This window comes from Robiginitalea biformata HTCC2501 (genome assembly GCF_000024125.1).
In the GTDB taxonomy this organism is placed as follows: Bacteria; Bacteroidota; Bacteroidia; order Flavobacteriales; family Flavobacteriaceae; genus Robiginitalea; species Robiginitalea biformata.
In genome coordinates, this window is the sequence record NC_013222.1 from 839,331 (window position 1) to 853,580 (window position 14,250).

Sequence of the window (14,250 nt, forward strand, 5' to 3'; positions counted from 1 at the left end):
GGTTAAATGTTATCAGCGTAAACTCCTTTAAACCATAAAAGGATTTCAAGCACTCCATTTCTTAAGGACTCTACGGCATAATTTGAAATAGTGTACTTTTCGTTCTGATGTTGCTCTAGATAATGAATATATGTCCCGCAAGTGTAATAAATCCATTCATGAAGATTCTTGATTTCCTTCGTTTGATATACCGGTGTAACTGGCTCCCAGTTTCGGTCTCTGGATGGGTTTCCTGATAAATGTTTCAGTTTTGAACTAAAACTATTCAATGAGGAATTCAAAACACTTATACCTTCAAGATTATAAAGACAACTTTCCTGAACACTTCGAATAATGGTTAAGATTTCTTTTAATTCTGAGTTGGATGATGGCAAGGGCTTGTTAATTAGATCCAGAATATTTTCTTCCATTTCATGAGGTAAATAACCTAAATCGAAAATTTCAAAAATTTCAGGATTATTATGTCTAGCCTGGGTTTCGGGGAGCAAATCTGACTCGGATTTTATCCTTTCCCATAATTCATCCAGATGTTCTTCATTACCCAGCTTATCATAGACTAAGCCTTCCTGAAATGCCTCGGCAAATCGATTTTTCTCCTTCGTAAATGAAGCCTGTCCGGAAAGTATAAACCAAGGTAATTTCTTGACCCCCTCAAGCCTAATTAATTCTCTGGCAACTTCACCTAGTGCATCGTCTTTTGTAGGTGTTCCTTTCTCCTCAGGTGTTTTATAAAACAACCCGTCCAGAAGTGCTGCATCGTAATAGCGAATATTTGTTCTTAACTCATTGATCCCACTTGCAGAATTCTTGAATCCCGTGAGTTTTATATCATTTAAGTGCGCATGTTCCTGAATCCTTGTTAAAGAATCATACTCGTCATCAAACCAAATTACTCGATAGGTTTTATTCTTCATTTTAATCACTAATTGGAAATTTTAACTCGAAGGAGGTTGCCAAATCACTATTTGCGAGTCTCTCTGGACCGGATTCGTCAATGAGGTCCCACTCTCCTTTATGCTTTCGAATAACCTGATCTATAAACCAACCTCCAAATCCTTGGCCCTGACCACTTCCGAAGCTAAATCCGTTTTGCTTTATATCATCGAATGTAAGGCTTGAATCAATTGGATTTCCTGTATTGGAAACCAGGATTTCGATAGTTTGAATTGTAGGGTCCTCCAAGAATGTTGATAAGAAAATTTCGATTCGATCGTTTCCTTTATTTTGAAAGGCATGTGCTACCGCATTGTCAATAAGATTATCTAGCATCGCAGTGAGCAGCTCCTTGTTTCCTAATATTTTTGGCCGGTATCGATTTCCCTGTACATCTGTGAATCCTTCTTTGTCATAGTCGAATAGAACTTCATAATCTGGCTTTGCATCTTTTTTAACGTGAACGTAGTTTTCCACAAACCTGAATAGGTCTATGTTGGTCATTTTCTTTCCCTCGAGTGTTTGCGCCACGCTTAATTTGCGCTGAACTGTATCACGAATAATTTTGGCTTTCGTCTTAGACTGTTCCAGATAGTTTTCCAAAGTAAAAATGTGCTTTGCACTTAGTTTTCGTTGCAGTAATTCAGGTAATTGCTCAAGCGCTATTTCTCTAATAATTTCATCAATGTTTTGAACGGCATTAAATAAGTCAGAAACAGGTCCTGCCAGCGTATGGCGTAAGTAGGCATTTTGTTGTATTATATCGCTCTCCAGAGAATCAATTTGCCTATATAACTTTGTAGCCTGAACCATTTCACTCTTTTGTTCTTTCAGACTAGGTAAAGCGAATTTCAAGCTTAAGAGATCCTGACGCCTTAGATAAGAAATACCACTTCCCTTTTTGAGTAAAGCCAACTGTCTTTTAATGGAATCAGAATGCAAATGATTAATAAACCAATCGAGATCAACTAAATTTGGATTTGGCTTGAGTGCAATTAGCTGATGATGAAGATAAAAAGGAGGTTCGGAATTGGAAACAAAAGTAGGTTTGAGCGAACTTCCAATTAAAGTCACTAAAACTACTTCATCCACAATTATCCTTGCGTTGTGCGAGCGCTCACGAAACTGAACTGAATCGATTTCTAAAGAATAATTATAGGGGTCGTTTTTTAAGTCTTTTGTTGAGATGAATTTAACTTGCCTTAGAACTTCTTGGATTTTTGAACGATTCTGATTGACAATTTTCCCATAATCATTTTTAGCTACTCCCTCTTTATCAAATGGTTCACCAAGTTGTGAAAAACCCATTTTTCTGAAAAATTTTTCAAGAAAAGAATCATTCCGGTTAAAGATTGATGAAACATAAATTAATCCTGATTGATACCCTTTTTCGACCTCTACTATTTCCTGAAGTTCAATTCCTTCTATTTCCTCGAATCGATATCGTTCGTGATCAAGGGAGTAATCCTGACTTTTAATGGAATCTTTGTCGATTTCCAATTGATTGAAAGGAGGTTCGTCAGTTCTAGAGTGATCGGAAGTTTGGATACTTACAGATCTTCTAAGAAAATCTTTGGTAATATCTTCTAGCATCAATTGGTAGTGCCCATTGTTTAATGGTTGCGCATAATTCTCTCCTGGAAAAAACAGCACACTTCCAGGTCGCTCCTTTGTTTTGCTTATAACTATTACTGAAAAAGGGCTATTCGATTGAAGAAATAATCCTCCTGGAAATGAGATAACAGCTTCGACTAGATCCTCTTCAATAAGTCTCTGACGGACACCTTTGTTAGACTTGGAATATAAAAGCCCATTCGGAACTATTGCTATCATCTTACCACAATCCGTAAGAAGTTCAATACCTTGAGTGAGTAGAAATTGCTCTACAGTTTTGTATTTCTTTTCCGTCGTTTGTTGATGTTTTCCAAGGCGAAGTCCAAACGGGGGATTGGATATAATGAGATCGTATCTATTGGTATTAGGCCAGGATAGAAAAGAGTCAACTTTTTCAAATGATGAGTTATTTAACTTATCATGAGCATCCAATCTTAATGTAGTAACCGCCCAGGTTAAATCATCAATTTCCTGACCATGATAATTAATGGTTGAATCATTCAGGAAGATTCCAAAACTTCCCAAGCCAGCAAATGGATTAAACACTCTTTTGCCCCCATGTAGATTTGAAATATTAATCAGGAATTTTGCTATTTCTGAAGGCAGCATTATTTCCCCCCTCTTCCTTTCAACACCCTTAACTATCTTCTCTAGTAAAGTCTCAAAAGCTTTAGCGTAGAGGGCAGGGGGTAGATTCAAATAGAGATCTTCTAATTTTTTCAGAAGTTCTTTTGATTCTGATAATTGAAAATTCTCGATTCGCCTTTCAAAAATCCTATAGGTATCCCTTAAAAAGTCAGGTAACTCATAGTTTGGCAATAGCAACAAGCGAGTTTGGGTGAAGGATAATTCTCCCTGGTCATTTCTATTCGGAAAAAGAGCAAGGCCTGAAGTATAGGAGCTTTTTTCTGATGTAAATTGAAGTTTAACATAATGACGAAAGCAACCTAGAACATAAAGGAGAAGAAAAGCATCATCCGGTTTTGTGGAAACCACCCTAAAAGCCTTCAGGGCCTTTAGGGCAAGATTTTCAAGATTTTCAGATTTGCTCATTTCAGATGTGCTGGCTTTTCAAATTCATATACTGCAAACCTAGATATGATTTGTGCATTGAGTCTTCACTAGTTATAATGTTCTAGGCTGTTTCTTAATTGGACATAGATTTCTTCTCTGTATCCATCAGGGCTGAGTACCTCAATTTTGTCACCAAAAGATAGAAGAAGGCTATCTAACTCTTTATTAGGCAAAACCTCTATAGAAAAGATGGCATAGTTACTTGTTTGGTCAACTATTTTCTGTGAGCCATGTAACGGTTTTGTTTTGATATATGGAGCCAGGGAGATATCAACTTTAAGTCGGATTTTTGTTAATTCCTGGTTTTCAAATAAGGTTACACCAATAATGTCCTCAAAATATTCATCGAAATCAATAGAGGTGTTCTCAATAAAGGCATGTGAGGATTCCTCTATTTCCTGAATCCTGTCTAAAGCGAGATTTACAATAGAGTCGTATTCCTTGTTACGCCCAAAAAGAAACCACCGACTATTATATTGTTTTAAATACCAAGGGAAGAATAGGAATGTAGAAGGTCTCTCCTGCCGAAATCCCTGATACGCTATATTCAAAGATTGTTTGTTGATTATTGCATTAAATAAACGCCCAAAGTAATTTAAGCCTTTCAGGTATGGATTCGTCTCGAATCCTACAATAGATTTAGAAGAACCTTTCAAACCTAGAGCATCCTCTAGGCGAATCTGCATTTCTTCAATCCATTCGAATTGAGGCATGCCCTTAAACCTTGAAAGCACTAAAAAAGCAGAGCGCAATTGCTCGGCTTCCATCGGATTTACCATTTGGTTTCTAATGGAAAAATGAGGGTCGGCATACCGATAATAAACCCGTCGCCCATCCCGGGTCTTTTCCAGTTCAATGGACCATCCCTGAGAGGATTCCATAAAAGCGATGTCATCGTATAATTGCCGGCGACTTATGCCGCTGCTACCCCCTTTGAGTTCGGCCAAGGCTTCATTACAAGCCTCGAGTAATTCCGGAATCCCATAATTTTTTCCAGGATTACTAAAGCACTCATCTAACTTGTGGTAGCGAACGATGGCATTTTTATTAATGGACATAGATCGGGCGACTTTTCAGCAAGGTACGGAATTCATGTGCACCATAGCTGCACACATTGGGTGATATCATGGAAAATGCAGGTTCCTTATTGAACAAGGAGGACCTTATTTCCCATCTGTACTTCGGGACGAGCGAGATAGAAGACATTGAAATATAATTCAAATGTGGGCCAGCTGATTTCCAAACGCCGAACACCGTTTTTTACTCTGACTAAGGGAACTCTAAAAAACTCTAAAAACAGGTTACGTTTAAGAGTAAATTTCATCGTGTTTGGATCCTCAAATTACATAATGAGGTTGATTTATTCGAAGGAGATCACCGGAAAGGGCATATAAGTGCCCCCCCTTGGGAATGAGAGAGGTAAACTCAGGAGACCTGCCTTTAGTCACAGGGCATTCAGAGGATAAATGCCAACAGGCCTCAGGACTGAAAACAAGATACATGTCTTTGGGGCTCTTTTTCCGTTTCGCCCGAATCCAGATATCCCCGAATAACTCAAGTATTGCTTTATGAAATCCGTAGTCCCGTTCCAATGATTTGGGAATGAACAACCCTTCTTCAAAAAGATCGCAAAGTTCATCCCTGTGGATGGGAATTTGAACATAGTCGAACTCATCTCTCCGCCAGATTATATACGGGAATATGAGATACCCTTGTTCCAAAGCGTCAAGACATGTGATCATATGCAGTCTTAAGAAGGATTAACTAATGTCAGAAGTGGGTTGGTAACAGGAATAAATGAAAAGGATTGTATTAGCAGTCAGCAGATTTCTGCTTCATTCGATTTCTGAAATCATCTTCTATACGGCGAAGCGTAGACTCCGACAGGGTATCGGAGATCATTTTGAAATCAAGGGAGGCATAATCAAATCCGTCCCATTGGAGGGCTTCTTCGAAGCTCTTTGCAGGACCATACCCTTCACCCCAATCCGGGATCAGGTAGAAATGCTCATCAAACGAATAGATGTAAACGGTACAGGCATTGCCAGGGGCATCACCCATATAGAATACTTCAAGAAGCATTTGCCCGTTGTCATTTACTTTTTCAAAGGTACTTTGTGTAATTACTCCGAATTCCATTTGGCTCGCGGTTTTAGGTTCATTACAAAGAAATCATTAATGTGTGCGCTCAATCTGCACAGATGTGTCTTACGGGAACTTTGAAAGCGCTTTGGATGATACAGGCATGGAATAGGGGAAACAATCCAAATTGACTATTAGCGACTCATCAGTTATATGACTTATCTGAAGATCCCCGCTTAAAGGGATGTTCAGGCACCCAGTAATATGACGCTTTACCAGAGGGATTAATGCTTGTATTGGAACAGCACTTAGCCGGAGTAGTTTTCCTTCAACCAGAAATACATGATTCCTGTAGGACATGGAGCTTTCATCGCCTACCTCAGAGTAATCAATGTTTCGTTTTTCAAGGGATTGCCGAATAGCGGCGAGGTAGCCCTGTTTAGCAGCACCCCATCCCCCGTTATGGACCTGGCTGTTAAAGGCCCGAACGAGCTCATCATCGGATTGCTTCTCAAATCCGTCCAGGTACTCATGATAATAGTCCTGCCAGTACTTGACCATGGTCTCATTAATTGGATTCGTACCAGATGTAATTTCCTTTTGGGGTCATGGCAGAGTTCAACCAAGGGATGTTCTCAGTAGCTGGAATGGGCGCATTCAGCAATCGGTAATCAAACCCATCTATCCCAAAAGCGGTATAATCAGGAATGATCACATAGTCCTTTGGTTCAGATAACCCCAGAGGCTTCAAATGCTTTTCAGCAAATTCTACGAGTTCGCAGGGAGGGTTCATCATCTCCTGCATGAGGAAGATGTGGTGATTTGCTGTTCCGAATATGAAGCCTGATCGAGATAACGACTTGAAGAATTCATTATGCTTTTTAATTACCGATACACGAATGACCATCCCGGAAAAAGACAGTTTTAATTTGGACTCTTTTTGATATGTGATCATATGCACAACGGGTTCTTTTTGAAATCATTAGAAGTGAACCTGAGGGTAAAGAAAATTGTAATGGGTGCACTCAATCTGCATATTTAATGAGTCGCGATGAGTCAAGACCTAGAGTCGAATAATATATCAGTTCGGACTTAAATAGACAATTTGCAACAGAACCGGTGAAATTTAAATAACCGAAGAATTTAATTGGTGTAAAGTGGTATAGCCAAATTCAACTACCAACTAATTAGTGTTGAGCAGTATCATATTGGGCCTACGGGTTATCACATTTACATAGGAGATAACGGGAATAATCGGCGTTTTTGGAATTTTTGACGAAGAGAGGAGGCTATATGCATCTTATTCAGTAAATTAAGGGGTTGATCACTCCTAACAATGGCCTATATAACCACTTATACCCTTAGTCAGCTTTCTAAGCGATTAGAGCTTCACAAAGACGAGGTCACAGAAGGTGTTTTCTTGGAGCACATCTATAACGACACCAGGATTTATCATTACCTGAACAAATATGAACTGCGGTATCTTTTTAACTATTCTTCGATTCTCAAAGATCCTATAACGTATTTAGAACAAGTGCCAATCCAAAGAGATACACGCACCTATGTGCAGGAGCGGGATGAAAAATTGAAATATCATCTTTACCTTGAGTGTGAACTACTGCATAAGGATTTTATAGGGTTTAAGATTCCTCCAGAAGTTAAGGAAGAAGATTTGGTGGAGGAATTCCGAAATTGGTTCAAAGAGAATGATTTTATTGAAAAGTACCTGGCGGATGAGATAACCAAAGCCGCGATTATTTATCGATACAATTCTGGATTTGCCCCCAGATATAATTTGCCGAAGTTAAACGAGAGTTATGAGTTAATCCGTGAATTGAAGAATTCAGGATATTTTGACATTGATGGAGAGTTTGATTTGTCAAAGTTCTACAGGGACATCAGTCAGTGGGTCTTTAGGGCAGATAATAGGTTACCTATACCTACATGGAAGCTCTTAGGAAAATGGCATAGCTTTGGACGAAAAAGTCTGAATGACATAGAAAATCTCCTTGAAAGACTTCAGATTAATCATGGTTTTAGAAATGCCAATCCTGCTGATGTTATCAGGGAAAGGTTAAGTGAACATCACAAAGAGATAATAGAATTGATTAGAATGCTGAGGGAATATTTCAATTGGACTTATAAGGCGGAAAACGTACTTTTTGATGTCGTTACCCTCGAGAATTTTAACTTGAAGTGTTGCAGTAATTGTAGGGATTTAAAAGAACTTGAAGTGCTGAATAAATCAGGCGCAGCAGGTCGTCAAAGATGATTTTATTATAAAAAACAGGCATACAATTCGGACACCCTAAGAGTTGACAAGTCGCCGCTTGGCCAACGCACCGGCTGGCTCCTCGCTGCGAGAGGTCCACCGGACCTCACGCGGCCGCTCGGCCCGGTCGCTTTCGACGCAGGAGAAAGCAACCCAGGGAATCAATTCTGTGAAGTGCTTCCAAGCAGGAGCCGTCATTCTCTGGTCGGCGGCGCCAGCCGCCAACCCAGGGCCCCGGGGTAAATCCCCCGAAAACAGTATCTTGGGGAGTGTAAAAACCAACCCAATGCCCAAAGGCACTACGTCCCGCTCCTGGATCGACATATTAATCGAACTCGCAGAGGTCTTTTTTAAAAGCGCCCGCCAGAACAAACGGGGGAGGACCTGGCACCAGCATGTGGTGCCCTATAAAGACAGGTGGGCCGTCAGGCGGGAGGGCAACAAACGCATCACCTCCAAACACCTGCGTCAGGACACCGCTATTCGCAAGGCCAGGCGACTGGCCAGGAAGTACAAGGCGGATGTGATCATCCACCGGTCGGATGGCAGTATACGCGATCGGATCAGCTATGATTAAAACGAACAAACCGGGGAGATGAAAACGGGAAAGCGGAGCCCCAACCGCAACTAATTTCCTGACGAATCAATATACTCCCCAGACCCATGGAAGCAACCGCAGCGGCAATAACGGCTATCGCTATTTTTGTAATAACCACTTTTTTGGTCTGGAAACTTTCGGTAGGCCGGTTTAAAGCGGAATTTGGTAAAAAGAGGAGAAATGTATGGGGCCAACGGACGTTTTATTGGGAGAGCATTATAGCGATCAGTACGGGAATTACCTTTCTGGCCATGTACCTCTTGAGATGGGCGGATGTGCTAACTTTCCCGTGAGCCGGCTGCACCGGTAGTCTTGTTCAATCCGCAGGGGCTTATTTTGTAACCCTCACTACCCATTCCTGTCTTTTCCATGGTTTTACAAAGTCGTTTGGAAAAACTTCGGCAGAGGTATTTCAACCCGACCTTTCAAGCAATTACTGGAACTCCCCTGCAAATAACTCCTATTCTCCGCCTCCGGGCACCCCGTGTTACCGATGTGGTATAGCTTGTTACATCTGTGCTATCGGATCACGCAGGCAATAGGTATATTCTATCGGATCCAGCCCGATGTTTCCAGGGACCTGGTTGTTTGCTCGGATACTGACATGTGCGGGATAACGAACACCGCCTGGCTACCAGACTTTATGATAAACTGAAAAACAAATAAGATGAAACACCTGATCTGTTTATGGATGCTCCTGCTCCTGACCCCATCGGCGGCCTGGAGCCAGGATTTTATGGAATCCATGATGCAAACCGCGCAAATGGAAAACGAGGCCAATGCGCAAGAAGAGGGCCAGCCCAACGAGGGAACGAATTCGGAAGCCGCGGAAACCTGGGAGGCGGAATTGGAGCGAATGAGGGAAAGTACCCCGGAGTTTTTCGCTTCGTTGGACACCAAATATCTGAAGTGTGTGGCCATGATGGAATCGTACGTCTATATGTATTTAAAACTGGTGCGGGAGCATAAATTGGGCGATATGACCCTGTCTGCATGCGACGCCTATGGAATGCAGACCCTGGCGATGGCCAGTTCCACCACATTTATGTACTGTGCGGAAGGGATGGAAGCCCCTGAATTGAATGAAGAGGAGAAAACCGATTTGATGATGGATTATATTCATAAGCTTACCGGGTTCCAAGAGCTGATAAATCATTACGTATATAGTTATTATTTCGATTTAGTGCAGTCAAATTTCCCGAATACCCCCGCCAGCGCCGAAACGATGAATCACAACTACCTGGTTTACCTAATGGAATTTTTCCGGCCGCGGTACATCATCCCCCAAAGCCTGAAAATTGCCCGGGAAATGGAGGCCCTGGGCTGTGGCGGATAAAATCGAAATTTAATCGGGCAGGGCATCGGGCGAACGGGGAATTTTGGGCAGAACATCAGGGATTGGCAAAATTTTCTACATTTAAGCCAACCGCCGGACCATGATCAAATTCTTCCGAAAAATCCGCCAAAGGCTCCTGGCCGAGAACAAATTCAGCAGGTATTTGCTTTATGCCGTTGGCGAGATCTTCCTGGTCGTCATCGGGATTTTGATTGCCCTGCAGATTAACAACTGGAACGAGGGCCTGAAGGAACGGGCAACGGAACAGTCCATACTAAAACAGTTGCACAGCGAATACCAAAGCAACCTGGCGCAGCTGGATGAGAAGATTTTTATGCGCAACGAGGCGCTGGAAGCGAGCTACTTCCTGCTGGAACAGATCGACCACCCTGCAAACATCGAAGAAAATGCGATATACGATGCCTTCTGGAAGCTCGTCAGGGACCCTACCTTCGACCCGATTGTGAACGATATCGTGGGAAGCAGCAACCTCCGCCTGATCCGGAACGATTCCCTGGTGCGGCTGTTGTCGAACTGGTCTTCGGAGGTCTACCAGGTACAGGAACTGGAACTGCAGTACCAGAAATTCCGCTCGGAAATCCTGGCGCCCGCCTACAACCGGCTGGGGGTCTCCAGGAATGTCAACGACGCCGTGTGGAAGGATGGTTATTCCCCCCCGGAAGCCCTCGACAAAAAAAATTCCGTCAAGCTGACCATCGACCAATCACCCAGGCCCATGGACCTCCGGGAGGTGCTCAAAGACGTCGAACTCGAGGGCATGATTGCCCAGGCCATCACCTACCACCAGGTAACCAACATCCAATCCGGGACGCTTCGCGACCGCATTCTGGAAATGCTCGAATTGATGGAGGGGGAGATAGACTGACGCGCTGCGGATCCTCCCCAGGCCCACTTCAGGGCTTCTGCCTTTATCCCTTTTCTGAATGACGTCTTTATCTCCTTGGCCCCCTACGCAAGACTTCAATCGGCACAGAGGAGTTTTCCCACACATAAATAATTGAAAATCAGTAATTTATTTTCATCCTCCGGTAGGTTGGCTGCTTTTATTTCGTACCTTCTGAGACTGCCTATATTCAAATAATCAACCAAAACCTATTAAAATGAAAAAAGCACTGCTTATCGTTGTCCTGCTGGGCCTGACCATGGCCTATGGACAATCCAAAAAAAACGGGACGATTTATATCGAACACCCGGCCATTGAAACCGTCAACGCCCTGGTCGACGCCTTTGTAGCGGGAGACAGCGCGGCCGTGGCGGGATTCCTCCACGAAGATTTCCGGGCCTTTAACGGTTCTACGCCGAACAAAGACGCCAAAGGCGCAACCAAAGAACAATACCTGGGACGCGTCAACTTCTGGAAAAACAACATCTCTTACCTCAGCATCGAACCGTTGCAGGGGTCCTACCCGGATGCCCTGGAATACAAGGACGGAGCCCTCTGGGTACAGAACTGGAGCCAGCTAAAAGGGGTCCATAACGGCTCCGGGGTCAAGATCGACGTGCCCATCCACCGGATGTACCGGCTGAAGGACGGGAAGGTGGACCTGGAGATCAGTTACCACAACGAGCGAATATACCGGGAAATTGGCGAGAGTTTCCAGGACCGCGAAAACGGGACTATCTACAACCACCACGACAATATCAACAGTGTCCGCCGGATGATGCACGCTTTTGAGCACGACGATTTTGAGACGGCTTATAGTTTCTTTGACGAGAAGGCCCGGTTTAGCAGCCTGGAAATGGAGCGGGGGGAATCGATGTCCCTGGAAGAAGCCAAGGCACGGAATGAGGAAATCTGGGAAACCTTTGACATTACGAGTATCGACGTGGTGGGATACCCCGATTACCTGGAGTACGACCTGCGCGACGGTAAGGTGGTACAGAGCTGGTGGAATATCCGGATGACGCGAAAAGCCGACGGCCACAAAATCGTGATGCCCGCCCTGTATATCCACGATTTCAATGACGAGGGGAAAATTACCCGTTCCAGTGCCTACCTGAGCACGAAATGGCTGGATGCCCCGGCTGAATAAACCAGAATCACCTGATGGCAGGAAAGCCCGCGACCCAATTGGGTCGCGGGCTTTGTTTTTTTGTATAACGCAAGGGAATCACGGGGTACGAGGACCCGCCTAGAACCCGCCCCGCTCCAGCTGCAGCAGGAAGGCGTACATCAGGGCCGTGCGCCGGTAGCGTTCAAAACGTCCGGATGCCCCGCCGTGCCCCACGTCCATGTTTGTGTCCAGCAGCAGCACGTTGTCGTCCGTTTTATAGTCCCGCAGCTTGGCCACCCATTTGGCGGGTTCCCAGTACTGTACCTGGCTATCCCAGTAGCCTGTGGTAACCAGCATATGCGGGTACTCCTTCCGCTCCACATTGTCGTAAGGGGAATAAGATTTGATGTATTCGTAGTACTCCGGGTCTTTCGGGTTGCCCCACTCGTCAAACTCAAAAGTGGTGAGCGGGATGGATTCGTCCAGCATCGTGGAGATCACATCCACAAACGGAACGGCGGCAATCACCCCGTTCCACAGTTCCGGGGCCATATTCACCACGGCGCCCATCAACAGGCCGCCAGCGCTGCCCCCTTGGGCGTACAGGTGGTCCGGGGACGTATACCCCAGTTCCACCAGGTACTTCCCGCTGTCGATAAAGTCGTAGAAAGTGTTCTTTTTGTTCAGGAGTTTTCCATCCTCGTACCATTGCCGCCCCAGGGTCTGGCTGCCCCGGATATGTGCGATTGCAAAAGTAAAGCCGCGGTCCAGCAGGCTGATCAGCGGATAGCTGAAGGAGGCGTCCTGGTTGGAACCGTACGATCCATAGCCGTAGAGCAGTAACGGGGTCTCCGCACTCTTGGGCGTACCCTTGCGGTAGACGATGGATACCGGGATCTGCGCCCCGTCCCGGGCCTCTGCCATAATGCGCTCCGTCTGGTAATTGGCGGGGTCGAAGCTGCCGCCCAGCACCTCGTCCTGTTTCATGACGGTCCGCTCCCGGGTGGCCATGTCGTAATCGTAGACGACGGTCGGGGTTGAAAAACTCGAATATTCAAACCGCAGTACGTCCGTGTTGTATTCTGGGTTGCCGGTAGTGTATACCCGGTACGCCGCATCCTCAAAATCGATGTAGTACTCGGACATGTCCCGCCGGTCGATCACGTGCAATTGCACAAGCCCGTCTTTCCGCTCCCCGAGGACCGAGAAGTTCTCAAAATGGTCCATGCCCTGGAAGAGGACCTCCGGGTTGTACGGGATAAAGTCCTCCCAGGCCGATTTTCCGGTAGCGTCTTCCCCACAGTACATCAGGCGGTAATTCGGGGCCTCCAGGTTCGTGCGGATCACAAAACGGTCGCCGATATGGTCCACGTAATGGATCAACCCCTTTTCCCGCGGCTGGAACAATTGCCAGTCCCCGTCCGGGGTATTCGCATCCAGGTAGCGGTATTCGGTCCACTCCGAGTGGGACGAGATCAGCAACAGGTAGTCGCGCGACCGGCTCTTGTAAACAAAGCTCTGGAAGGTGGGGTCGGTTTCTTCATAAACCAATTCGTCCGTGGCGGGGTCCGTGCCCAGGACGTGTTTGTAAACCTGGAAAATCCGCAGCGTTTCCGGATCCTTCTTGCCGTAGAATACGGTCTTGTTGTCATTGGCCCAGGTGATGCCCTGGGCATTTTCGATTCGCTCGTCCCGGACCTCCCCGGTTTGCAGGTTCTTGAAATAAACGGTGTACTGCCTGCGCGAGACGGTGTCCACCGAAAATGCCAGCCACTGGTTGTTTTCGCTGACTTCCCGTTCCCCGATGCTGAAGTACGCCTTGCCTTCGGCCATTTCCGGACCATTCAGCAGGATTTCCTCCTCGGCCCCTTCCTCCAGGGATTTCCGGCAGTAGAGCGGATACTGGTTGCCTTCTTCATACCGGATGTAATAGCTATACCCATTGAGGGTTACCGGTACCGAGGCGTCGTCCGGGGCCATCCGCCCCACGATTTCCTCGTACAGGCTGTCCTGCAAGGCCTCTGTCGGCTGCATTACAGCCTCCAGATAGTTGTTTTCCGCCCGGAGGTAGTCCAGGACCCTGGCGGTTTGCTCGTCCGGATCCTCCGCGTTTTTCTGGGCATCGCTCAGGCGCATCCAGAAGTAGTCGTCCGTGCGCGTGTCGCCGTGTATTTCTAGTTGTTCCGGGGATTTTTCGGCTATCGGGGGCTGGGGGGGTGCCGGTTCGGTTTTGCAGGCTGCCAGAAACAGCAGCAATACGGGAAACAGGTAGTATTTCATTAATCGTTGTTTTTTAGCTGATTGGTACTTGCACCTGCGGGCCAAA

The 14,250-nt window shown here is 45.4% G+C and carries 12 protein-coding genes; 5 read left to right on the forward strand and 7 right to left on the reverse strand.

Annotated elements, in window-relative coordinates:
- Positions 1 to 2: 2 nt before the first annotated feature.
- The 6 genes from RB2501_RS03720 to RB2501_RS03755 all read right to left on the reverse strand — a co-directional run bounded on the left by RB2501_RS03720 (position 3) and on the right by RB2501_RS03755 (position 6,658).
- Positions 3 to 914: a hypothetical protein gene (locus RB2501_RS03720; protein WP_041326960.1), complete on the reverse strand. Its 912-nt coding sequence runs from the start codon at positions 912 to 914 to the stop codon at positions 3 to 5.
- 1 nt (position 915) lies between these two features.
- Positions 916 to 3,600 carry an N-6 DNA methylase gene (locus RB2501_RS03725; RefSeq protein WP_015753409.1) on the reverse strand — a complete coding sequence of 895 codons (2,685 nt, stop codon included), beginning with the start codon at positions 3,598 to 3,600 and terminating at the stop codon, positions 916 to 918.
- Between the two features lie 68 nt (positions 3,601 to 3,668).
- On the reverse strand, positions 3,669 to 4,679 hold the full coding sequence (locus RB2501_RS03730; protein ID WP_015753410.1) for a helix-turn-helix transcriptional regulator: 1,011 nt from the start codon (positions 4,677 to 4,679) through the stop codon (positions 3,669 to 3,671).
- A 754-nt stretch (positions 4,680 to 5,433) separates the two neighbouring features.
- A complete protein-coding gene (locus tag RB2501_RS03745) occupies positions 5,434 to 5,760 on the reverse strand; it encodes a hypothetical protein (protein ID WP_015753412.1) in 327 nt (108 codons plus the stop codon).
- A gap of 69 nt (positions 5,761 to 5,829) precedes the next feature.
- Entirely contained in the window at positions 5,830 to 6,264 is a 435-nt protein-coding gene (locus RB2501_RS03750; protein WP_015753413.1) for a hypothetical protein, read from the reverse strand.
- Positions 6,265 to 6,271: 7 nt separating this feature from the next.
- Entirely contained in the window at positions 6,272 to 6,658 is a 387-nt protein-coding gene (locus tag RB2501_RS03755) for a hypothetical protein (protein ID WP_041326964.1), read from the reverse strand.
- Positions 6,659 to 7,039: 381 nt separating this feature from the next.
- Between RB2501_RS03755 and RB2501_RS03760 the strand changes: the two genes are divergently transcribed.
- The 5 genes from RB2501_RS03760 to RB2501_RS03790 all read left to right on the forward strand — a co-directional run bounded on the left by RB2501_RS03760 (position 7,040) and on the right by RB2501_RS03790 (position 11,963).
- On the forward strand, positions 7,040 to 7,975 hold the full coding sequence (locus tag RB2501_RS03760) for a hypothetical protein (protein WP_015753416.1): 936 nt from the start codon (positions 7,040 to 7,042) through the stop codon (positions 7,973 to 7,975).
- 286 nt (positions 7,976 to 8,261) lie between these two features.
- Positions 8,262 to 8,552 (forward strand): DUF2188 domain-containing protein, encoded by a 291-nt coding sequence (locus RB2501_RS03770; RefSeq protein WP_015753418.1) that lies wholly within the window; start codon positions 8,262 to 8,264, stop codon positions 8,550 to 8,552.
- A 688-nt stretch (positions 8,553 to 9,240) separates the two neighbouring features.
- The gene (locus RB2501_RS03780) at positions 9,241 to 9,909 is read left to right on the forward strand and encodes a hypothetical protein (protein ID WP_015753420.1); all 669 of its coding nucleotides are present in this window, start codon (positions 9,241 to 9,243) and stop codon (positions 9,907 to 9,909) included.
- A 100-nt stretch (positions 9,910 to 10,009) separates the two neighbouring features.
- On the forward strand, positions 10,010 to 10,795 hold the full coding sequence (locus tag RB2501_RS15735) for a DUF6090 family protein (RefSeq protein ID WP_015753421.1): 786 nt from the start codon (positions 10,010 to 10,012) through the stop codon (positions 10,793 to 10,795).
- 235 nt (positions 10,796 to 11,030) lie between these two features.
- On the forward strand, positions 11,031 to 11,963 hold the full coding sequence (locus RB2501_RS03790; protein ID WP_015753422.1) for a nuclear transport factor 2 family protein: 933 nt from the start codon (positions 11,031 to 11,033) through the stop codon (positions 11,961 to 11,963).
- 99 nt (positions 11,964 to 12,062) lie between these two features.
- Here the strand turns inward: RB2501_RS03790 and RB2501_RS03795 are convergent, their stop codons facing one another.
- On the reverse strand, positions 12,063 to 14,204 hold the full coding sequence (locus RB2501_RS03795; protein WP_015753423.1) for a S9 family peptidase: 2,142 nt from the start codon (positions 14,202 to 14,204) through the stop codon (positions 12,063 to 12,065).
- Positions 14,205 to 14,250: the final 46 nt, after the last annotated feature.